Annotated in this window: 14 protein-coding genes; 9 read left to right on the top strand and 5 right to left on the bottom strand. The window is 41.4% G+C overall.

From position 1 onward, the window contains the following. Positions 1-60: 60 nt before the first annotated feature. From JWR61_RS01785 to JWR61_RS01760, 6 genes are all read left to right on the top strand, one after another. Entirely contained in the window at positions 61-1,728 is a 1,668-nt protein-coding gene (locus tag JWR61_RS01785; protein WP_301926147.1) for a ribulokinase, read from the top strand. Between the two features lie 291 nt (positions 1,729-2,019). Further along, the gene (locus tag JWR61_RS01780; protein ID WP_301926146.1) at positions 2,020-2,718 is read left to right on the top strand and encodes an L-ribulose-5-phosphate 4-epimerase; all 699 of its coding nucleotides are present in this window, start codon (positions 2,020-2,022) and stop codon (positions 2,716-2,718) included. Between the two features lie 60 nt (positions 2,719-2,778). Next, complete coding sequence (locus JWR61_RS01775; RefSeq protein ID WP_301926145.1) at positions 2,779-4,782, top strand: glycoside hydrolase family 127 protein; 2,004 nt, start codon at positions 2,779-2,781, stop codon at positions 4,780-4,782. Between the two features lie 273 nt (positions 4,783-5,055). Beyond that, positions 5,056-6,555: an L-arabinose isomerase gene (gene araA, locus JWR61_RS01770; RefSeq protein WP_301926144.1), complete on the top strand. Its 1,500-nt coding sequence runs from the start codon at positions 5,056-5,058 to the stop codon at positions 6,553-6,555. A 58-nt stretch (positions 6,556-6,613) separates the two neighbouring features. Then, positions 6,614-8,299 carry a sodium/sugar symporter gene (locus tag JWR61_RS01765; protein ID WP_301926143.1) on the top strand — a complete coding sequence of 562 codons (1,686 nt, stop codon included), beginning with the start codon at positions 6,614-6,616 and terminating at the stop codon, positions 8,297-8,299. 201 nt (positions 8,300-8,500) lie between these two features. Beyond that, complete coding sequence (locus JWR61_RS01760) at positions 8,501-9,232, top strand: NUDIX domain-containing protein (RefSeq protein ID WP_290337014.1); 732 nt, start codon at positions 8,501-8,503, stop codon at positions 9,230-9,232. Between the two features lie 44 nt (positions 9,233-9,276). Here the strand turns inward: JWR61_RS01760 and JWR61_RS01755 are convergent, their stop codons facing one another. The 5 genes from JWR61_RS01755 to JWR61_RS01735 all read right to left on the bottom strand — a co-directional run bounded on the left by JWR61_RS01755 (position 9,277) and on the right by JWR61_RS01735 (position 15,068). Beyond that, the gene (locus tag JWR61_RS01755) at positions 9,277-9,432 is read right to left on the bottom strand and encodes a hypothetical protein (protein ID WP_301926142.1); all 156 of its coding nucleotides are present in this window, start codon (positions 9,430-9,432) and stop codon (positions 9,277-9,279) included. A 67-nt stretch (positions 9,433-9,499) separates the two neighbouring features. Next, entirely contained in the window at positions 9,500-10,114 is a 615-nt protein-coding gene (locus tag JWR61_RS01750; protein ID WP_301926141.1) for a serine hydrolase, read from the bottom strand. A 166-nt stretch (positions 10,115-10,280) separates the two neighbouring features. Then, positions 10,281-11,033, bottom strand: a complete 753-nt coding sequence (locus tag JWR61_RS01745; RefSeq protein WP_301926140.1) for a serine hydrolase — start codon at positions 11,031-11,033, stop codon at positions 10,281-10,283. 52 nt (positions 11,034-11,085) lie between these two features. Next, positions 11,086-11,874, bottom strand: a complete 789-nt coding sequence (locus tag JWR61_RS01740; RefSeq protein ID WP_301926139.1) for a response regulator — start codon at positions 11,872-11,874, stop codon at positions 11,086-11,088. A gap of 53 nt (positions 11,875-11,927) precedes the next feature. Continuing rightward, positions 11,928-15,068, bottom strand: a complete 3,141-nt coding sequence (locus JWR61_RS01735; RefSeq protein WP_301926138.1) for a two-component regulator propeller domain-containing protein — start codon at positions 15,066-15,068, stop codon at positions 11,928-11,930. Between the two features lie 607 nt (positions 15,069-15,675). Here JWR61_RS01735 and JWR61_RS01730 point away from each other — a divergent pair. From JWR61_RS01730 to JWR61_RS01720, 3 genes are all read left to right on the top strand, one after another. Next, the gene (locus JWR61_RS01730) at positions 15,676-18,750 is read left to right on the top strand and encodes a SusC/RagA family TonB-linked outer membrane protein (protein ID WP_301926137.1); all 3,075 of its coding nucleotides are present in this window, start codon (positions 15,676-15,678) and stop codon (positions 18,748-18,750) included. A gap of 26 nt (positions 18,751-18,776) precedes the next feature. Beyond that, positions 18,777-20,336 (top strand): RagB/SusD family nutrient uptake outer membrane protein, encoded by a 1,560-nt coding sequence (locus JWR61_RS01725; RefSeq protein ID WP_301926136.1) that lies wholly within the window; start codon positions 18,777-18,779, stop codon positions 20,334-20,336. Positions 20,337-20,487: 151 nt separating this feature from the next. Then, the gene (locus JWR61_RS01720; protein WP_301926135.1) at positions 20,488-23,919 is read left to right on the top strand and encodes a VCBS repeat-containing protein; all 3,432 of its coding nucleotides are present in this window, start codon (positions 20,488-20,490) and stop codon (positions 23,917-23,919) included. The last annotated feature ends 35 nt before the right edge of the window (positions 23,920-23,954 follow it).

Raw genomic sequence — 23,954 nt, 5'->3', positions numbered from 1 at the left:
AAAAATAATTGTCAACCTAACAAATAATAATATATTTGTGATCTAATATTGCTGCCACTTATGAACGATCAATATGTAATAGGAGTAGATTATGGAACAGATTCCGTTCGATCTATCCTCGTTAACGCTGCTAACGGAACCGAAATTGCCGCCGCCGTTTTTTATTATCCCCGCTGGAAAAATGGTATGTATTGCAACGCTTCCCTCAACCAGTTTCGTCAGCATCCGCTCGATTATGTAGAAGGACTGGAGTATACCATCAAAAGTTGCCTGCAACAGGCCGGACCTGAAATTGCAGCCAAGGTAAAGGCCATCTCGGTTGATACCACCGGCTCAACACCGGTAGCGGTTGACAGTACCGGAACGCCACTGGCCATGCTCCCGGAATTCCAGGAAAATCCCAATGCCATGTTTGTATTGTGGAAAGACCATACCGGCACCGGTGAAGCAGCGGAAATAAATGAACACGCCAAAAAATTTGCTATCAATTACCTGCAATTTGTTGGTGGTATATATTCGTCTGAATGGTTTTGGGCAAAGCTGTTGCACATACTTCGTGTGGATAGTGAAGTTGCCGCAGCAACACACTCATGGGTAGAGCATTGCGACTGGGTGCCGTTCTTATTATCGGGCGGAACAGACGCAACACAAATGAAACGCGGCGTATGCAGTGCAGGCCACAAAGCCCTGTGGAGTGCAGATTTCAACGGGTTGCCTCCCGATAAATTTTTTACCTCACTTGATCCGATGTTAAAAGGATTCACTCAGAAATTATTTACAGATACGCATACAGCTGATGAATCAGTTGGACATCTTTCAAAAGCATGGGCAGATAAACTAGGGCTGTCAACAGACGTGGTAATTGGTGTGGGTGCATTCGATGCGCACATGGGTGCGGTAGGCGGACAAATTGAAGCCTATCACCTCAGCAAAGTAATGGGCACTTCTACCTGCGATATGCTGGTAGCACCAATGATTGAAGTGGAAGGAAAACTGATTAAAGGAATTTGCGGACAGGTGCCCGGCTCGGTTATTCCCGGCATGATGGGCATGGAAGCTGGCCAGTCAGCCTTTGGCGATGCGTACGCCTGGTTTAAAAATATCCTGGCATGGCCGCTACAAAAGTTGTTGCCACAATCTGCCCTCATCGATGCCGATACATCCGCCAAATTAATTGAAGAAGCCACCAATAATATCATTGCTGAATTAAGCAAGCAAGCCAGTTTAATTCCTTTGGAAGAGAACAATGAACTGGCCATCGACTGGTTGAACGGCCGCCGTACGCCGGATGCCAACCAGTTGCTGAAAGGAGCTCTTTCCGGTTTGAATCTTGGAACAGATGCACCAAGAATTTTCAGGGCTATTGCAGAAGCTACCTGCTTTGGAGCAAAAGCAATTGTAGATCGTTTTAATGATGAAGGCGTACCAGTAAAGGGTTTGATCGGCATTGGCGGTGTGGCAAAAAAGTCACCTTTCATTATGCAGATGATGGCCGACGTAATGGATATGCCCATCCGCATTCATAAATCAGAACAAACCTGTGCATTGGGTGCCGCTATGTTTGCGGCCACTGCTGCCGGCATTTATAGTAAAGTAGAAGAAGCAATGATTGCCATGGGCCAGGGCTTTGATACAGAATATTTTCCTGATAAGACAAAAGTGGAAATTTATAAAAAGCGTTTTGCAAAATATCAACAGTTGGGAAAGTTTATTGAATCGAATGGATAATTTATTAAAGGATAATTGATAATTACTGAGTGCGAAGTCGTTTTCAAATTTTGGCAATATTTTTTGTACCGGGCAGTTGTTTTTCAATGATGCTTCATTGGCGTCGCACTCTTGTACATTAAAAACTTTGAGCAACAACGAACACGAATAGCATTCATCAAAATGCATTGACCGCAGGTTGAATGATTAAAAATGAATAACGAATGATTTGAACCGGCTAACTGCTTTAAGCGATTGAAATAACTTTGGGCACTTTTTCGGGCAGGGCATTCTGAATAATAAAAAAGCAACATGAGCAAATATCTTGCAATACAACAATCGGCTTACGATGCCAACATGCAATTGCCGAAACTGGGATTGGTTTTATTTACATTTGGTAACGTAAGTGCTGCAGACAGAAGCCTCGGCGTTTTTGCCATCAAACCAAGCGGTGTACCATATGAAGATTTATCACCTGATAAAATGGTGATTGTTGATTTTGAAGGTAAAACGGTACAGGGCGATTTACGTCCTTCGTCTGATACACAAACGCATGCTGTATTGTATAAACATTGGGCTAATACCGGTGGCATTGTTCATACCCATTCTACCTACGCAACAGCCTGGGCGCAAAGCCAGCGCTGCATACCTATTTTTGGTACCACGCATGCCGATCATAACACGGTTGACATTCCTTGCGCACCACCGATGAATGATGAAATGATCAAGGGAAATTATGAGTATGAAACCGGTTTCCAGATAATGAACGAATTAAAAGACAAGGGGCTGAGTTATGAAGATATAGAAATGATACTGGTAGGAAATCATGCGCCATTCACCTGGGGTAAAACGCCGGAGAAAGCTGTGTACAACAGTGCCGTACTCGAATGCATTGCCCAAATGGCCTTGCTGACAGAACAGATCAATCCGAAAGCGCCGAAGCTAAAAGACGCATTGATTAAAAAACATTTCGAGCGCAAACACGGGCCGGACAGTTATTACGGGCAATAGGAAGGAGATATCAGCCATTCAAAATTTAAACGATTCCTACATTTAATAAACGAAAAGCATATGAAAAAGATCCTCCTTTTATTAATGATTTCTCCGGGTTACCTGTTCGCCCAGCAGAAAGATTATCCCATACAGGCCGTGCCTTTTACACAGGTAAGACTGTCTGACAATTTTTGGTTACCAAGAATTGAAATCAACAGAACTGTTACCATTCCTGCTTCTTTTGCACGTTGCGAAAGCACCGGTCGTGTAAAGAACTTTGTAATGGCTGCCCAAAAAAGCGGCAAGTTCTGTACTACCTTTCCTTTTGATGATACCGATATTTATAAAACACTGGAAGGTGCCTCTTTTTCACTGGCTACGCATCCTGATCCAAAGCTCGCCGCATACCTGGATTCGCTGATTGTTATTATCGGTAAAGCACAGGAGCCCGATGGCTACCTGTACACTGCACGTACCATCGATCCCTCGCATCCACATGCCTGGTCTGGTAAAGAAAGATGGGAAAAAGAAAGAGAGCTGAGTCATGAGTTATACAACTCCGGTCATTTGTATGAAGCAGCTGCAGCTCATTTTATGGCTACTAAAAAAAGAAACCTGTTCGACATCGCCATCAAAAATGCAGACCTCGTTTGCAGTGTTTTTGGTCCGGGTAAATTACATGTTGCACCAGGACATGAAATTGTTGAAATGGGTTTGGTGAAATTATATCGCCTTACCGGCAAAAAAGAATATTTAAACACCGCTAAATTTTTTATTGAAGAACGCGGCCATTACAAAGGCTATGATTCTACCAGTAAAGATGAATGGAAAAACGGTTCTTACTGGCAGGACAACACTCCGGTAGTTGACCAGGAAGAAGCAGAAGGACATGCCGTACGTGCAGGGTATTTATATAGTGCAGTGGCAGACATCGCCGCATTAACCGGTGATGATAGTTTACTTAGAGCCATTGATAAAATATGGAATAATGTAGTAGACAAAAAAATGTATGTACAGGGAAGTGTAGGTGCTGTTGGCGATGGTGAAAGATACGGGGGCAATTATGAATTGCCCAATGCTACTGCCTACAATGAAACCTGCGCTGCCATCGCTTTGGTGTATTGGAACTACAGGATGTTCTTACTACACGGTGATTCAAAATACATGGACATACTGGAAAAATCTTTGTACAATGGTTTGATTTCCGGCGTTGGTTTGGATGGAAAATCTTTCTTTTATACCAATGCCATGCAGATCAGGAACAGCTTCACATTTCCGCAGCTGGAAGCCACCCGTTCCGGCTGGTTCGAATGCTCCTGCTGCCCGACTAACCTGGCCCGTTTAATACCTTCTATACCAGGTTATATGTATGCAGTAAATGAAGATAATTTATACATCAATTTATTCATTAACAGCAGTGCTGATTTGTCTGTTCGCAACAAACCGGTGCAGGTAGTTCAAACAAATAATTACCCGTGGGATGGTGGTTTGACTTTTACTATTAACCCAAAAGCAGCAGCAGCATTCAATTTGCTGGTACGTATTCCGGGATGGGCACAAAACAAAGCCGTGCCTTCAACACTATACCAGTTTCAGGGCGAGTCTGCCGAAAAGCCGGTAATAAAAGTAAACGGCGCTGTGGTAGATTATACAATCACAAACGGTTACGCCACCATCAAAAGAACCTGGAAAAAGAATGATAAGGTAGAAGTAAACCTGCCGATGGAAGTAAGAAGAGTAGTAGCCAATGAAAAACTAAAAGAAGATATTGGTAAGGTAGCATTGCAACGTGGTCCGCTGATGTATTGTGCAGAATGGAAAGACAACAATGGAAAAGCAGGCAATATCATCATGCCAAATAGTGCCGCATTTACAACAGAATTTAAACCTGAATTATTGAATGGTGTAATGGTGTTAAAATCAGATGTACCGGCAATTGTCATCAACAGCAGTGAAAATATTGCTACCGTAAAACAACCTTTTATGGCAATACCTTATTACAGCTGGGCCAACCGCGGCAAGGGTGAAATGACGGTATGGTTTCCAACACAGGTAACAGATATTGAGGTGCTGTCAAAATAGACAAGCGGTCGGTACCGAAGGTCAGACCGCTTGTCTATTTTGCAACGGCTGGCACCGCGGGTCAGACTGTTTATTGAAAGAGAATAAAATGCCGTCTGACCTTCGGTGCCGACCGCGACTGCAAAACATAATAAAAGTTCAAAAAAGCTGAAACAGTACAAGTGAGTGACACAACGATGCTGTGCTATGTACTTCAGCTGGTAAAATAATAAAACGCATCAACGGCAAAAAATAATAACACGTCCTAACGCCTAATGGCAAAAACATAACGACATGATAAACTTAAAAGAATTTGAAGTTTGGTTTGTAACCGGCAGCCAGCATTTATACGGAGAGGAAACCTTGAAGAAAGTGGCGGAACATTCTACCATCATTGCAGCCTCATTAAACGATGCCAAACAAATACCGGTACGGGTGGTATTTAAACCTACGGTTAAAAGCACGGAAGAAATTTACAGCATTTGCGAACAGGCCAACACCACAAAAAATTGCATCGGCATCATTGCCTGGATGCATACTTTTTCGCCTGCTAAAATGTGGATCGGCGGATTGAAAATTTTGCAAAAACCATTGTGCCATTTGCATACGCAATTCAACCGCGACATTCCATGGAACGACATTGACATGGACTTTATGAACCTGAACCAGAGTGCACACGGCGACCGTGAATTTGGTTTTATGGTAAGTCGCATGCGCAAAAACAGGAAGGTAGTAGTTGGTCACTGGCAGGATCCGGAAGTGCTGGAAGAACTGAATACCTTCAGCCGTGCAGCAGCAGGATGGAACGACTGGCAGGGTGCTAAATTTGTCCGCTTTGGCGACAACATGCGTTTTGTGGCAGTAACAGATGGTGATAAAGTGGAAGCGGAATACAAGTTTGGATATGCGGTAAACACACATGGTATCGGTGACCTGGTTAAAGTGATCAATGAAACAACAGATGCGTCTATTGACAGCCTGATTGAAGAATATGAAGCATCGTATACACTGGTACCGTCGCTGCTGAAAGGTGGCGCACAATACAGTTCGTTAAGAGATGCCGCTAAGATAGAAATCGGCCTGCGTACCTTTTTGGAAGCAGGCAATTACAAAGGGTTTACAGATACATTTGAAGACCTGCATGGTATGACACAATTGCCCGGTATTGCTGCACAAAGGCTGATGGCCGATGGTTACGGTTTCGCCGGCGAAGGTGACTGGAAAACATCTGCACTGGTAAGAGCCATGAAAGTAATGGGCAGTGGCTTACCCGGTGGCAATTCTTTTATGGAAGATTATACCTATCATTTTGATCCGGAAAATCCGATGGTGCTGGGTTCTCATATGTTGGAAATTTGCCCGTCGATTGCGCATGGCAAACCAAGCTGCCAGATTCATCCGCTGGGGATTGGTGGAAAAGCCGACCCGGTTAGACTGGTATTTAATGCAGGCGGCGGTCCGGCATTGAATGCTTCTTTAATTGATATGGGCAACCGCTTCCGTTTGCTGGTAAATGAAGTAGAGGCGGTAGTGCCGTTGCATGATTTGCCAAAACTACCGGTAGCAAGGGTTTTATGGAAACCATTGCCCGACATGAAAACAGGTTGTGCGGCGTGGATACTGGCGGGCGGTGCACACCATACTGGATACAGCCAGAATTTAACAGCCACGCACTTACAGGACTTTGCGGATATGGCCGGTATAGAATTTACATTAATAGGAAAAGATACTAGTCTCTACCAGTTTAAAAATGAGCTGCGGTGGAACGAAGTGTTTTACCAAATCAATAAATAATCTTATCATTACAATTCTAAAATTTAATGCTCCTTAAAACAATCAAACTTGCTTGCTTATGAATAAGAACCTTGCTTTTGCCGATTACGTTGTATTCATTGTTTACTTTATAATTGTGGCTGGCTACGGTTATACTATTTACCGTAAACGTAAAAAAAATGAACACGATGCCAAAGCCTATTTTTTGGCAGAAGGAACGCTTACCTGGTGGGCCATCGGCGCCTCCCTGATTGCATCCAATATCTCCGCAGAACAGTTTATCGGTATGAGCGGTGAAGGGTTCTTTTTAGGTATTGCTGTTGCAGCGTATGAGTGGCTCGCAGCGATCGCACTGATTATTGTGGCGGTGTGGTTTATCCCGGTTTACCTGAAGAACCATATTTATACCATGCCACAGTTTTTAAAGACGCGGTATAACGAATCCGTGGCGCTGATCATGGCAGTGTTTTGGTTGTTTTTATATGTATTTGTAAACCTTACTTCCATCTTATATTTAGGAGCAGTAGCCATCAATGGTATCGCCGGCGGCGGATACCTGCACTACATTATGGTCGGCCTTTCCATCTTTGCATTGCTGATATCGTTGGGCGGTATGAAGGTAGTAGCTTATACCGATGTAATACAGGTGGCTGTATTAATTATTGGCGGTTTGGTTACTACGTATATAGCCCTTACAACAGTGGGAGAATATTTTGGAGTGGGCCAGAATGCCATTGCCGGATTTAAAGTTTTATTGCATGAAGCGCCGGAGCATTTTAAAATGATTATTCCAAAACCAACAGCTGCCTCTTCACAAAATGATATCAATAAGTACCTTACTTTCCCGGGCCTGCTTTCTTACGCTGCAGGTATCTGGATCATCAATTTAAACTACTGGGGTTGTAACCAGTACATCACACAACGTGCACTGGGTGCGGATTTACAGACAGCACGTACCGGTATTTTATTCGCCGGTATCCTTAAATTGTTTATGCCGTTGATCGTAATGTTGCCTGGTATCGCCGCATTTGTTTTGTACAAAGGAAACCACTTACCACAGCTGGCAGGCGGAAAAGATGGTGCTTACTCAGCCGTGTTAACCTTTTTACCAACCGGTTTAAAAGGATTATCAGTAGCTGCCTTAACAGCAGCTATCGTTGCATCGCTGGCTGGTAAAGTAAATAGTATTTCCACCATTTATACATTGGATATTCATAAAAAATATTTCCAGAAAGATGCGGATGAACGCAAGCAGGTCTACACCGGAAGAATCGCTGTATTCGCAGCGATGATATTGGCCGTATTATTTACCTGGAATGATTTATTAGGCATTGGTGGCGTGGGTGGTTTTACCTACATTCAAAAATATACCGGCTTCATCAGCCCGGGTGTTTTCGCCATGTTCTTTTTAGGTATGTTCTGGAAACGCACCACCGGTACTGCGGCCATCACCGGTGTATTGATGGGCTTTTTATTATCTGTATTATTCAATGAATTTGCACCAGCTATATTTGGTAACGATACCTTCTTTTACACCGCATATCCAAACGGTAAAGGTGGCTTCGAAATTCCGTTCCATATTTGCATGGGCTTGTCATTTTTGTTCACCATGATCACCATGATTGCCATCAGCTTTGCCGGACCAAAAGTAAATCCGAAAGCATTCGAACTGGATACAGAAATGTTTAAGTTAAAGCCGCAAACCACAGCGCTGATTGTAATCACGTTGCTGATCATCGCAGCTTTGTACGTTAAGTTCTGGTAAAATAAAAAGTTACTAAAGCATTTTTTGTCCTGGCTTTAGTATTTCAAATAAGCTTCATTGGCGTCGCACTCTTGTACCCTTGTACATAGTGCGGCGCCATTTGAATAGTATTTGTATTTTCATCCAATTTTTTACTGAAGAGCGACACCCTTTTTTTTACTGTTTCATTTTTAATAAAATGGAATTAAATTAGTTGCCAGTTTGAAACAAGATTTGATTGCTATGCGAAGATATGCTCAACAAAAGCGATTTTTATTTGCCGTGGATTGTATCATTTTCGGATACGACGGGCAGGATTTGAAACTGCTTGTAATCCAAAGAAGTTTTGAACCCTACAAAGGACAGTGGAGCCTGGTAGGTGGATTTGTTGGTGAGAATGAAAGTGCTGAAGGCGCCGCTGTAAGGGTGTTGAAAGAACTGACCGGCCTTGATGGCGTGTACATGGAACAGTTGAATACGTTTGCCGAACCAGACCGCGACACAATGGAACGTACCATATCAGTTGCTTATTTCGCCTTAATTGACATTCAAAAATACAGGCAGCAGATCAATGAAGATTATCACCCGGCCTGGTTCCCCATCAACGAATTACCTGACCTGATTTTTGACCATAACAAAATGGTGGAACTGGCCAAAGAAAAACTGCGTTACAAAGCGGCGCTGCATCCATTGCTGTTTGAATTATTACCGGATAAATTTACCATGCCACAACTGCAGCATTTGTACCAAGCCGTCTACAATACGGAATTTGACAAAGGCAATTTTAACCGCAAATTGTTATCTACAAAACTGCTGGTTAAATTAAAAGACAAAGACAAACTGAATTCAAAAAAGGGCGCTTTTTATTTTAAGGTTGACACAAAAAAGTACAGTGCTTCCTTTAATTCATTTTTAAATTTTGTACCAGGCACTGCCGTGCCAAAAAATGATTAAGTATAATGTGTTGTGCTATTAAGAGTATAGCAATTTGCTTTAAATTATAAACCCGAAGGGTTGTTATTATTATAGTTTTGAAATGTATAAAAATAGAACTCCGAAGAAGTGGCATTGTAAACATTGTATACATAGGATAATGCCACCCGTTCCGGGTTACGTTGATTATTATCTTTATCATCTATTACCATTTCATCCATTCAGGATTTTAATATTACAACACGTTAAGTATTGTTCTCCTAAAGGCTTCAGTAGTTTCGCTCAATGTTACTTTGTGATTTTCTCCACCAGCTTAATATGATACTCCTGTATCAGTGCAGGATTTTCCGGCGTCAGCGTAAAGCTTATCTGGATGTTTGCTTTTTCTCCTTCCATTATAAATGATCCCCGTAAGTTATTGATTGCAACAAAATCATCTACCTGTATTATGTTACCAGCCGCGTCAAATATAGCCGTTGCTTCTTTTTTAAGTTCATCTGGAAAATAATCCATAAAAAAATTGACGGCAAAAATGCCGGTTGCCGCAGCATCATTCCATTGGGGTAACAATTTTATCAACTGGTTTTTTCTTTCATTTAAAACTGGCGAAACCGGAACCGGGATGGGTTGCAATTTCGCGAGTTTAATAATGGTATCAATCGCCTGCATATTAAAAGTACTCGCAGGGGCATAGGTAAGGTTACTGAAGGCGATTACACCAATTCCGTAATCCGGCAATATCCGCCAGTTGCTGCCAAAGCCCGGCAGGCCGCCACTGTGGCCAACTATTACTCTTTGCTCACAATCTCTGGTGTAATTTAGGCCATAGCCGTATGCCAGTAAAACAGGGCATCCACGGCCGGAAGGGTATGTATAATTGGGGTCAAATGTGCCCAGGTCCATGCATGGTGCATTTCACGAAGGGAGCTTCTTTTAACTGGCCCGGTTTCTTTGTCACTGCGGGGAGGCCAGGCTGCAAGGTGCAACTGCAGGTATTTGCTAAAGTCATCCATGGTAGTAATCATTCCGCCCATAGCACCGTAGGCTCCATCACCGAGCAGAGGTTGTTCTACCAGTTGCCATTCAGCCAGCGGTAGCCATGTGCCAGCTGACTTGGGGGCACCTCTTTGTAATTCCAGTAAGTATGCGTCATTCCCAGCGGCAACAAAATATTGCTGGTAATGTATTTTTCATACGTTTGCCCGGATACCTTTTTGATGATATAGCCCAGCATGGCAAAACCCATATTGCTGTATTCATACGCAATACCGGGTACGTTGGAAAAAGAAATGCCTTTTTTTATCATGGCCAGCATTTCATTATCTGAAACCGCCAGCTGCCGGTCGCCCCAGGGATTATCTTCCGGGAAACCTGCTGCATGTGTAAGCAAATTGCGGATGGTAGCTGGTGCCGCATCGGAAGTAAGATAATGCTGGCCTTTCATCTCTGGAATATACTTTTCTACCAAATCATCCAGTTGTAATTTACCTTCATCCCGCAGTTTTAAAATGGCCATCGCGGTAAAACTTTTTGTCATGGAAGCAATCCTGAAAGCGGACTGCGTGGTTACCGGCGTTTTTTTATCAATGTCTGTATAACCCAGGCTGTAAGTATGCACCAGTCTGCCATCCACCACTAACCCAAAAGTAAAGCCCGGCAAATGATTCTTCTCTGCATACGCTTTAACTATCTGGTCCAAAACCGGAAACGTGGATTCAATAGCGGTCGCCCTGTGACCAGCAGTTTGTGCAAATGAATGATTGGTTAATCCGGCAGATAATACAGCCAGAAATAACAAGGCAGTTAAAGAATGGTTTCTCATTTTTGAAATGTTTTGGTTGATTGAGAGTTATTATGTTCCGGTAATAAGCAGATTATTCAGGCGGGTCGTTGGAAAGCGGTTTTGCCTGCTTCATAGCCAGGTAATCTGTCGGCGTCATACCAAACTGTTTCAGAAAATTTCTGCCAAAATTGGTTTGAGATCCGTAGCCGGTCATATCAGCCACTTCATAAATTTTATACTTTCCTTCTACCAGTAATTCGGCGGCTTTTTTTAGCCGGGTGATATTGATTAATTCATTGGGAGTAAGATCGGAAATAGATTTTATTTTACGGTACAATGTGGGTTTGCTCATGTTCATCAGCTTTGCCAGTTTTTCAACATCCAGCGCTGCATCTTCCAGGTTGGCGTATACGGCTTCGTTTACTTTTTCCAAGAACAACTCATCCGTTTTGGTATGTGCCATGCTTTTTATATGCACCAGCGGTGAGCTTACAAAATACTCTTTAATCTTAGCCCGGTTCGTCAGCAGGTTGGCAATTTGTACCTGCAGGTATTCCGGCGAAAAAGGTTTTTCAATGTAGGCATCCGCACCAATTTCCAATCCCTGTATTTTTGACTGTAGTGTATTTTTTGCTGTTAGCAAAATCACCGGAATGTGGCTATATTCAAAATTCGTTTTAATAATTTTACACAATTCAAAACCATCCATCACCGGCATCATAATATCTGATATCACCAGTTGTATTACTTCCTGCCTCAGCAATTCCAAAGCAGCTTCACCATCCATCGCTTTCACAATCGTATACTTTTCATTTAACTCAGTCTCTAAAAACTCAAGTATCTCTTCATTATCATCCACTAACAATAGCGTTGGTTTCATATCATTCATTGTTTATTGTATCCAGGCGGGCGCATTCAATTTTGCGCTTGCAGTTAATCCTGGTTGATCGGCATAACAAGATAAAAAACATTCATGTCATTTTCAGGCGCTTTAATATCCAGTGTGCCTTTGTGCAACTGCACCAGCGAACGGGATAACGCCAAACCAATGCCGGTGCCTTTTTGTTTTTCCGTTTCTTTCAGCCGGAAAAAAGGTTCAAATATCTTATCTTTCATTTCATATGGAACAAGATAGCCATCATTTTTAACCTCGATGGTGAAAGTGGTATCCGTTTCTTTAAAGTGCAGCAATTGTATAACAACTTTGGTAGCTGAATACTTGATGGCATTGCTGAAAAGATTGGTTAATATCTTGTTGAAAGCATCCAGGTCAACGCTGGCAAAAAGTTTTTTTGCCGGCAGGTCAATGGTAAATGAACAATTTTTTTGTTCGGCCAGCGGCTTAAAGCTGGTAAAGGTATCTTCCAGTATTTCTGTGATATCCGTCGTTACGCAATGCAGGCTAAATCCTTTTATTTCCGTTTGCCTGAAATCAAGCAGCTGGTTGGTAAGATCAATTAGCCGGTCGGTATTGCGCTCCATAATTCTAAGACTGTCTTTTATAACCGGCACATCCTTAGTATTGCGGATCACTTTTTCCAACGGCCCTTTTATGAGAGTTAAGGGCGTTCTTATTTCATGTGCTACATTGGTAAAAAATTCAATCTTAGCCTGGAAGATTTCTTTTTCCTTGGCACTTTCAAACGACTCAATTTTGCGCCTGTTTTTTTCTTCGGTACGGCGGTGATAATTGCGCACAAAATACCAGATCAATAAAACGGTTGCAGCAATGTAAGCTGCAAAGGCCCAACCGGTAGCCCACCAGGGGGGCAATATTTCGATAGTTAAAGTTGTTTCCTGTTTACTCCATACGCCACTGCTGTTGGCCGCCTTTACTTTAAAAGTGTAAGTGCCGGGCGAGAGCTCAGTAAAATAAACTTTGCGGTTTGTTTTAAGGTAGATCCAGTTGTTATCGAGCCCTTCCATCTGGTACTGGTATTCTGACATTTCAGGCGATGCGTAACTGAGTGCAGCAAAGTCAATACTAAAAGTAGATTGGTTATTATTCAGCACAATTTTATTGGTACTTATAATGGATTTTTTTAAAGGCGAACCATTTTTTGCAATCAACAATTCTTTATTAAAAATCTGGAAACCGGTAATATAAACCGGCGGTACAAAACTATCTTTTGTAAAATCGTGCGGCTGAAAACTGATCAGTCCTTTTACACTACCAAAATACATTTGTCCATCCTGGTCTTTAAAGGCAGAGTTAAAATTAAACTGGTCACTTAAAATGCCGTTCACCCTGGTGTATACAATCATTTGCCCGGTTGAAGGTGTAAAACAAACCAATCCCCGGGAAGTACTGATCCATAAATTATTGTTTTTATCTTCCAGCAAATTCAATATAAAATTACTGGGCAAGCCCTCTTTGGTAGTGAACCTTTTGAAATTATTGCTGGCCTTGTTGAGCATGCACAAACCACCTTCGGTGGCAAACCAGATATTTTTTTTGCTGTCTTCAAAAATACTGTTCACCCTGTCATTGCTAAGGCTGTTGTTATTTTTTACATCATACCTAAAATTGCCACTGGTGCCTGTTTTGGTGTTGTAATAATTTACTCCGTTGCCATAGGTGCTGGCCCATATAATACTTTTATCATCTTTTAAAATATTGGTGTACCAGTTATTCAAAGGCAAGCCCGGCAGCGGGCTGAAATTGTTGGTCGCTTTATTAAATTGATAAGCGCCCTGTGTGGTGCCTACCATAATTTCGCCCGTAGGCATTTGTGTAATGCAGTAAATAAAATTGCTTTTTAAATCGTGTGCAGGGCCACCGTAATAATGTTGTTTAACCCTGCCCGTTTTAATATCCATCACATCCAGCCCGTTTTCAAAAGTGCCGATCCAGGCTTCGTCACCACTTATCAGCAAGCCGTGAATGTTAGTACTTGCAAGGCTTTGTTTGGCTCCCGTAGGTTGATAATGTGTAAACAATCTGGTTGCAGTATCATATTTATTTAGGCCCGCGTCTTCGGTGCCAATCCACAGGTTGCCAAAATGATCCTGGTGTATCTCTCTTACCACGTTGCCGCTGATAGAATTTTCATTTGGCTGTGGAAAGAATTTTTTAAAACTGGTATGCTGCTGGCGGTAATAATTAACGCCGCCGAAATAAGTACCCGCCCAAATGCTGCCTTCTTTATCTTTTACAAAGCAATACACCGCATTATCAGAAATGGAGTAAGGGTCGTTGTATTTTTTTTGAAGATTAATAACATGGCCGCTTACAAGGTTGTAAATATAGATGCCAGACTCTGTACCAATCCAGCATTCATCCGGAGATGTTTGTACAAAATTGCGAACGAATATTTCTATTTTATTGGTGTTATAGGTAAGAATGTCTTTATAAGTATTGGTTTGTGTATCGAATAGTTTGGCGCCCTGGTTGGAAGTGCCCACCAATATTTTTCCGCCGCTTACTGCATACACCCGTTCAACCCATTTATTTACCGCAGCAGGAGAATGACTGAATACATCATAACTGCTGAAGCTATTATTTGCTGCATTGTATTTGTTTATAAAACCGCTGGTAGTAGAAATCCAGATGGTTTGATCAGACGCTATACAAAGCGACGTAGCTTCAAAATATTGAACAATGGGAAACTGGACTGTTTCATTTTTTTGCGCATTGTACCTGCATAAAGTAAAGCCCCATATATACCAGAGATTACCGTTGTTATCCATCATGATATCCCGGATAGGTCCTTCGACAGTGCCTTTTAGCAGCATAAAACTTTCGGTTACGGCATCGTATTTATACAAACCATTTTCGGTACCTACCCACAAAATGTGCTGCGGATCTTCATATAAGCAATGAATAAAATTATTGCCGATGCTGCCGCTGTCGTCGGGGGAATTCCTGAAAATTTTAAATGAATAGCCATCAAAGCGGTCAAGTCCATCCTTGGTACCAAACCATAAAAACCCCTTGTTATCCTGCAGGCTGCAAATGGTGGCATTGTTGCTTAGTCCGTTCTCCACCTGGTAATGGCGAAAATAATATGACTGGCTGAACAGGTTTGCATTAAAGCAAAGCAGGCAAACAAGTATATAAAATGGATGCTTCAACAGCCAGTGTTTTGATAAGGCTATAAAGATAAATGAATAGCGGCAAGTGAACGCCATCCCCCTGTTGCAACCTGTCAGCAGCTGGCCATAGCAATCAGGGCAGGATGTATTTAGATTATTAAATAAGGAACATTTTTAAAAATTTAAGAAGTTAAACAATGAGATTTTAAAGCGAAAGTTTGAGAAGATATGCAGTATTGAATGGCAATAATAATTGGACTTTTACAATGTAGTAACGATTCGCCAACTGTCTGATGAAATGCTTGAGGAAAAAATAACGACGATTACAATCACCCATTCTTCATTTGCCAGTTACAAAAAAATACAGCCTTTTTAAAACCAATTTTATTTTTTTCGTCTACTGTAATTTAAACGCTGTTTAAAGCAGGAGGAATAAATAAATTATTTTTTTTGACGTCTATTATAATTGTAAATATGACAATTATAACTAAAAATAAAAAACATGTTTGCCAAATTAACAACGCATATGGAACCAGACTTACCTGGCAATTAATCGCCCCATTCCTGTTTATTCATTGTTCTAATATATAACGCTGTCAGCAAAAGTTTGCGCAGCAAAAAATCATCATCATCAAAACAAAGCTATATGAAAAAACAATTGCATAAGGTGCTGCTGCACACATCATGCATGCTGGTAATGGCGCTGCTGCTGCTATCAGGCCAGGTTAAAGCCCAGGTAAATCAACTTTCGGGAACCGTTACCAGTGCAGGCAAGCCGGTTCAATTTGCTACTGTTTCAATCAAGCAAACAAAGACAACTGTAGCCAGCGATGCGGATGGTAAGTTTGAAATTAAAGCTGCACCGGGGCAAGTGCTGGTAGTAACCGCTGTTGGTTACGATGCAAAAGAAATTGCCATTCAAAATGAGACAACCTTACTGATTACGCTTACGCAGACAAGCTCCACTATGGATGAAGTGGTAGTGGTTGGTTACGGAACACAAAGAAAAAAGGATTTAACCGGAGCAGTAAGTAATATCAACATTGCAGAGACAAAGAAATTCAGCACCAGCGACATTTCTCAATTGCTGCAGGGACGTGCAACAGGCGTAGCAGTGAACAGTGATGGTCAGCCAGGTTCGGTTCCCAGTGTTCGTATCAGGGGCTTTAGTACTTTCGGCGATGCACAACCATATTATGTGGTAGATGGCGTGCCCGGCGCATCTGTACGTGATTTTAGTCCCAATGATATCGAAACCATGACAGTGTTGAAAGATGCATCCGCCGCCGCCATTTATGGTGCCGCCGCTGCAAATGGTGTAATCATCATCACCACAAAACAAGGAAAGAAAAATACCGCCATGACGGCCAATTACAATGGCTATTATGGATGGGATAAAGTGTGGCAGATTGAAAAAGTTACCGACAGGGTCCAATATCAAACCCTCAACAACGAGTCGAGGGTTAATGCAGGTAAACCTTTGTTTGCTGCAAATGATCCTTCTAACCCTGGTTATGTAAGCAATATCAATACAGACTGGCAAAAGCAGGGCCTTAAAACAGGCATGAGACAAAATCACAACATTGGTTTATCTGGCGGTGGCACCAATAATACCTATAATGTATCGCTGGATTATTTTCAAAATAAAGGAACCTATGTAGGCAACGGCCCTGATTATACAAGGTATACAGCCAGGGTAAATACTACGGCAGAAAAAGGAATATTTAAAGTGGGTGAATCATTGAGCTATACGCATTCACATGAAAATACACTGACCTTTAACGACAATATTTTGCTTGGTGGTATACCTCCCATGATTGGTTCTCTGGTGGTAGCCATTCCAACTATGCCGGTGTATGACACTGCTAATATCAATGGCTATGGGGGCTCTAATTCAGAGTTCAACGGTGCCAATTCTTTAAATGCCATCGGTATTAATAATATCTTTAAAAATTCAATTGATGTTGACAGAACTTTTGCGAATGTTTTTGGAGAACTACAGTTATTAAAACACAGCGACCAGCATTTAAAATTTAAGACTAGTTTAAGCTATGATAAAACAGTTACCAGGGATATAGTTTGGCAACCTGTGTTTTATTTAGGAAAATTTTTCAGCAGCAATACAGCAAGACTGGATGACAATTCAAGAGTATATACCAATGCTTCCATTGAAAATACGCTGAACTACGACAAGACCTTTGGCAAGCATTCCATCGAAGCATTGGCAGGTCAGTCGTACAGGTACAGCAGTGCTATTTTAAGATATAGCCATGCAGAAGGATTTACTGTTCCCTATTATCCTGTACTAAGTAACGGGCAAACCACTTCAGCTAAAGGAACCGAGTTCTACAGCGCTTTAAGTTCTTATTTCGGCCGAATAAACTATGCTTACTCTGACCGCTATTTATTGTCGGTTTCCATCAGAAGAGACGGATCCTCAAGGTTTGCACCAGCCAACAAGTTTGGTTATTTTCCTGCAGCTTCAGTAGGCTGGAAGATCAGCAACGAAGGTTTCTGGAATGTGCCAAGGACAGTTGTTTCATCACTTAAATTAAGAGGCAGTTATGGTAAATTAGGTAACCAGCAAATTGCAGACTATCAGTTCCAGGGAACCATTAATTCCGGTGTGGTATACACATTTAATGGAGTAAGAAACACAGGAGGTATTCAAACACAGGTAGCATCACCTGATATTAAATGGGAAGCGAAATCCGTTACCAACCTTGGTTTTGACGCATCATTCTTAAGTGGTCACCTTGATTTTTCTGCTGAATATTACAAAGCAGTAAGCACTGATATTTTAGTGGGTATTACCATTCCTGCCAGCGTAGGTTTTGAAAACCTTACACCTGTTGTAAATGCAGCCTCTCTCGAAAATAAAGGATTTGAGTTTGTTGCTACTTATCATAAAAACAAGGGCGCTTTCACATACGATATTTCCGGCAACTTATCTACAGTTAAAAATAAAGTACTTGCACTGGGTGGTACCAACGCACCTATTTATGGTGTGGGATCAAGAACTATTGTTGGCGGTGAAGTAGGTGAGCAATATGGTTTTATTTCTGAAGGTCTTTTTCAAACCCAGGCCGAAATTGATGCACATGCAACACAGTCAGGCGGTGCAAAATTGGCTCCCGGAGATGTGAAGTATAAAGATATCAGCGGACCAAACGGAAAGCCTGATGGAGTAGTAGACGAAGCTTACGACCGCGTTCGGTTGGGAAGCAGTATTCCAAAATTGAATTATGGTTTTAGTTTCTCTGCGGCATATAAGAAATTTGATTTGGCTGTATTCGCTTCAGGCAGTGCCAAATTTTTAATCAACAGCAGAATGTACCGCGACCTGCATCACTCAGCCGGCGCTTTGAATTACAGCGTTGATATGCTGAACCGCTGGACACCAACAAACACCAATACAACAATACCAAGATTAAATGATGATGATGTAAACAACTTCAAAGATTCCAATCGTCCGGGTTGGTTGCAGGATGGTTCTTACCTGAGAATTAATACTGTATCTGTTGGCTACACTTTACCTGAAAATATCATTAAAGGGTTGACCAAATCAAGGTTTTACGCAACAGTTCAAAACTTATATACTTTTCAAAAGTATACCGGCTACAATCCTGATTTTACATCAGGTGTATTTAACCCGGGATTTGATTTTGGATCTTATCCAAAACCAAGAACTTTTATGTTAGGTGTACAACTGGTATTTTAAACTGCAAAATCATTAAACAAAAATTTATGAAAAAAATAATATACCTCTTTATCGGCTGCTGCTTTATTAATATCGGCTGCGATAAAAAACTGGACCTGGTAAACCCAAATTTATTAACCACCTCTTCTTACTGGAAAACCAGGGAGCAAGCGTATGCCGGATGCACTGCTATTTACAATGCATTAACTGTGGATGGTTCTTACATGCGTTCTTTTCCCGGCTTAACTGACAGTCGCGGTGATGACTTTAAGGGCGACAGCCCATGGCTGGATCTTGTATTAACCGGTGAGTTTATTATACCAACTACATCAGCGCCGGTTTTTTGGATATGGAGAGACTTTTATTTGGTAGTAAACAGGGCCAACCAGGTAATTGCAAATGTTGGCAAATACAGTGAAGCTGTTTTAACAATGGATGAAAAAAACAGGATCTTGGGACAAGCCTATTTTCTTCGCGGGTTAGCGTATTATAACCTGGCAACTACTTTTAAAGCTGTACCTGTAATTACAGAGCCGGTAGCAAACCCAGGCGAGTACTTTGCGGCCACGGCTACCGAAGATGTTTTGTGGGCCCAGATTTATGCTGATTTGCAAACCGCTGAAACAGATTTGCCCATTTCTTACAGCAATGTAACCGGCCTGGACAATGGCGAAACAGGAAGGGCTACCAAAGGCGCTGCTGCTGGGTTGTTAGGTAAAGCCTATTTGTACAAAAAAGATTATGCAAAGGCTGGAGCACAATTTGAAAAATTCTTCACCGGTTCATTAAAAGATGTATATGGTTTGATGCCAGACTACCGTGATAATTTTAAAGACATAAATGAAAATAACAAAGAGTCGTTGTTTGAAGTGCAGTTTACTGAAGGAACCGGTACAGATATCAACTGGTGTTGCGACCCTGCGGGATCATGGAAACAGGTACAGGCTATTTCAGTTACTTATGGAATGGAAGGTGCAGGCTTTTCTGATTACCTGCCTACCCGGTGGATATATGATGAATACAAAAAGGAAAAAACAGTAGATGGCAAAAGCGATCCAAGATTACTGGTAACCATTGCATCTTATGAGCCGGATGATAATTCAACCAAAGCTTATGGAAGAGATTGGTGGAATCCAATTACTGCCATCTACCCAAGAAAATATACCAATGATGGAGTAGGCAATGGCAAAGCATTTGAAGGGGCAGCGGAATCTGGTATCAATTACAGGGTGTTAAGGTATGCAGATATTTTATTGATGTATGCTGAAGTGTTAAACGAAACAGGCAAAACTGCTGAAGCTTATCCCTATATTCAACAGGTAAGATCAAGAGCCAAATTACCTGATCTTGCTACCACCAAACCAGGTATGAGCCAGGCAGAAATGCGGGATCAGTTGTCACATGAAAGAGCGCTTGAATTTGCAATTGAAGGACAACGCATCAATGACCTCATTCGCTGGGGTTGGTTCAGCGATCCGGCAAAACTTGCAGAATTAAAAACACACGACGCTGATTTTAATACTTACAAACCAGGGCATGAATATTTGCCTATTCCTCAACAGGAACTGGATGTAAATAAAAACCTGTTACCTAACTCCGCCAACTAATTTGGTAAGCGATCATTCCTGTTCATATAAATAAAATTATGTGGGCAGGAATTTTTCACATAAAAAGTTGAAAAACAGATATCTTTTTTATTGCAGGCTTTATCATCACGATTGCTCACAACGCTTAACTTGAACTGATTTACTATCAACCATGTTCATCAATAAGAAAATATACCGGTTGTTGTTGCTGCTGCCATTATTTATTGATGGTTGTAAAAATAGTACTGCCCCGGATAACTTTCATTTTACCTTATTGAACAGCAGTGAAACCAATATTAGCTTTGATAATAAAATAACCGAAAGCGATTCCATCAACATTTTTACCAACGAATACATGTTCAATGGATCGGGTGTAGGCATAGCAGATTTTAATAACGATGGCTTGCCGGATATTTACTTTTGCGGTAGCATGGTGAGCAGTAAATTGTATCTTAATAAAGGCAATTTTAAGTTTGAAGATATAACAGAAAATGCCGGTGTACAAACAGGCAAATGGTGTACCGGTGTAAGTATTGTTGACATTAACAACGATGGGTTTGCTGATATCTATGTTTGTGCTTCTCATTCAAGAGATGTAAGGCAAAGGCAAAATTTATTGTTCATTAATGATGGCAATGCCGGCAATACAAAGGGTACAGTACATTTTACAGAACAGGCTGCGGCTTATGGTTTAGCCGATACAGGTTACAGTACACAGGCTGCTTTTTTTGATTTTGATAAAGATGGTGACCTGGACATGTATTTACTCAATCACCGCCTGTACAGCCATACAGCCAACAACCTGCAACTAAAAGATACCAGCGGCAATTCGCCCGCGCAAGACAGGTTATACCGAAATGACGGTATTCCTCCGGGTCAATTTCATCCCGTATTTCATGAGATTTCAAAACAAGCAGGCATTAAGGAAGATGGATATGGACTCGGAGTTGTAATAACAGATGTAAACAACGATAACTGGCCGGATATTTATGTGGCCAACGATTACATTGCCAATGATATTTTATGGCTCAATAACCATGATGGTACTTTCTCTAATGTAATTTCAACTTCGTTAAAACACCAGAGCTACAACAGCATGGGCGTAGATGCTGCAGACATTAACAATGACGGGTTGCCCGACATTGCCGTGCTGGATATGCTGCCAGAAAGCAATGAAAGGAAAAAGATGATGGCCAGCGCTACCAGCCAGGATAAATTTGATATGCAGCAACGGTTCGGCTACCAGCCTTCTTACGTAAGAAATATGTTGCAGTTAAATAATGGCAGCATGTTAATTGATAATAAAAAGCAACCACGTTACAGCGAAATAGGCCAGCTGGCCGGTATTGCGGAAACAGACTGGAGCTGGAGTGTGTTGATGGCTGACTTTGACAATGATGGGTGGAAGGACATTCATATCACGAATGGCTTGGGAAAAGATGTAACCAACAATGATTATACTGCTTTCAGAAACGGACAAACACACACTAACAATTATACGTTCGGCGGTGGTGCTGCAGAGAAAGCATTGGACAAGGCATCCATACAAACACTGCGTAAAAATATTGACCAGTATGGAAGTGTAAAAATGGACAACTATCTGTTTCATAATAATGGTGACCTAACGTTTACGGACATAACAAAGATGGCGGGATTTGCTATACCCTCTATTTCAAATGGAGCAGCATATGCTGACCTGGATAATGATGGTGACCTTGACCTGGTAGTGAATAACATGAATGAACCTGCATTTATATGGAAGAATGAAATAAGGAAATCCGTTAAAGACAGCACAAGTAATTTTATAACAATTCAGTTAAATGGTTCACCAAATAATCGTTCTGGCTTCGGGGCCAAAGTCACTGTATTTAATAAAACATCAACTCAGTTTGCCGAACAATCACCTGTAAGGGGATTCTCTTCCAGCGTGGACGCAAGACTTCATTTTGGCATTGGAAATGCAAGTATAATCGATTCGCTAAAAATTCAATGGCCGGATGATAAAGAGCAATTGATAAAGAATATAAAAGTGGACCAGGTATTGGTTATAAATTATGCAGATGCGAAGGAGCCTGTTTTACAAAAAGAACTAACTGAGCCGGTTAAACTATTTACTGATATCAGTAATCAGTTGGGAATTGATTTTAAACATACCGAAGCGCAGAATTTTGATTTTGGATATCACCAGCCTTTGCCGCAAAAATATTCTCAACTCGGTCCCTGCATTGCAACAGGTGACGTAAACGGAGACGGGCTGGAAGATTTTTTTGTTGGCGGGGCAGCCAATCAATCCGGTAAAATATTTATTCAAAAACCGGGTGGTGGCTTTACATCAACCAACCTGGTTGAAGGCAATAAACCGGAAGAAGATTTGGGGGCCGTTTTATTTGATGCAGATGGCGACAAAGATTTAGATTTATTAATCACAGGCGGCAGTTTTGAATTTAGCGTTCCAAAATATAACCAGCCTCGTTTATACATCAATGATGGCAAAGGTAATTTTGTGTTGGATACATCGGCCCTTCCTGTAATAACAGCCATTACAAAGGCAGTTGCGGTTGCCGATTATGATGGCGATGGTGATATGGATATCTTCATTGGCGGAAGGCTGTTGCCACAAAAATACCCGCAATCTCCCCGCAGTTATATTTTGCAAAATAACCATGGAAAATTTACAGATGTAACGACCGAAGTATGCGGAGCACTGCAATTTCCCGGGATGATAACAGGTGCCCTTTTTACTGATTTTGACAATGATAAAAAAACAGATCTTATTGTTTGTGGCGAATGGACGGCCGTACGTTTTTTTAAGAACATCAATAATAAACTGGTGGAAGTAACAGCAGCAACAGGCCTTACCAACATGCACGGTTTATGGCGATCCCTTCAACAGGCAGACATAGATAAGGATGGTGATATGGATTACATCGTTGGCAACATGGGGATTAATAACAGGTTTCATATTGCTGCAGAACGGCCCATGATGTTGTATGCAAAAGATGTAGACAAGAATGGTTTTGATGAATTGATACCTGCATATTATATCAAAAACAACAAAAGACAATACGAGTTATTTCCGGCATTGGACAGGAACCAGCTGGCTGAACAAATTCCATCTGTAAAGAAAAAATATCTGTTGCATGCAGATTATGCAAACGTAACCATGGAGCAATTTACAACGGATTATGGCAACGACGGCTGGACCAGGTTAACCTGCGAAACATCAGCATCAATGTGGATAGAGAATACCGGTAACGGAAAGTTCAAAGCGCATATGCTGCCCGTTGAAGCGCAGTTTGCACCGGTAAACAGCATCGTTACAGATGATATAAACGGCGATGGCAATTTGGATTTAATTACAGCAGGTAATGAATACCAGATGGCGCTTAGTACCGGTCGCTACGATGCTTCCTATGGCCTTGCGTTGCTTGGAAATGGTAAAGGAAATTTTACGCCCGTTAATATGTTCAACAGCGGTTTAATATTGGATGGTGATGTAAAAGATATGAAACTCATCAACACCAAAAGCAGGGGCAAAATTTTAATAGCAGCACCGAACGATAGCCAACTAAAAACATTCGGATTAAATTTCCTTAAACAATAAACGGTTAAAAATAATTTTTCTAAAAAACTCAACAA

It is taken from the genome of Ferruginibacter sp. (assembly GCF_028288465.1).
GTDB lineage: Bacteria > Bacteroidota > Bacteroidia > Chitinophagales > Chitinophagaceae > Ferruginibacter.
Note: the sequence above shows the minus strand (reverse complement) of the source record. Positions and strands in the feature narration are given on the sequence as shown.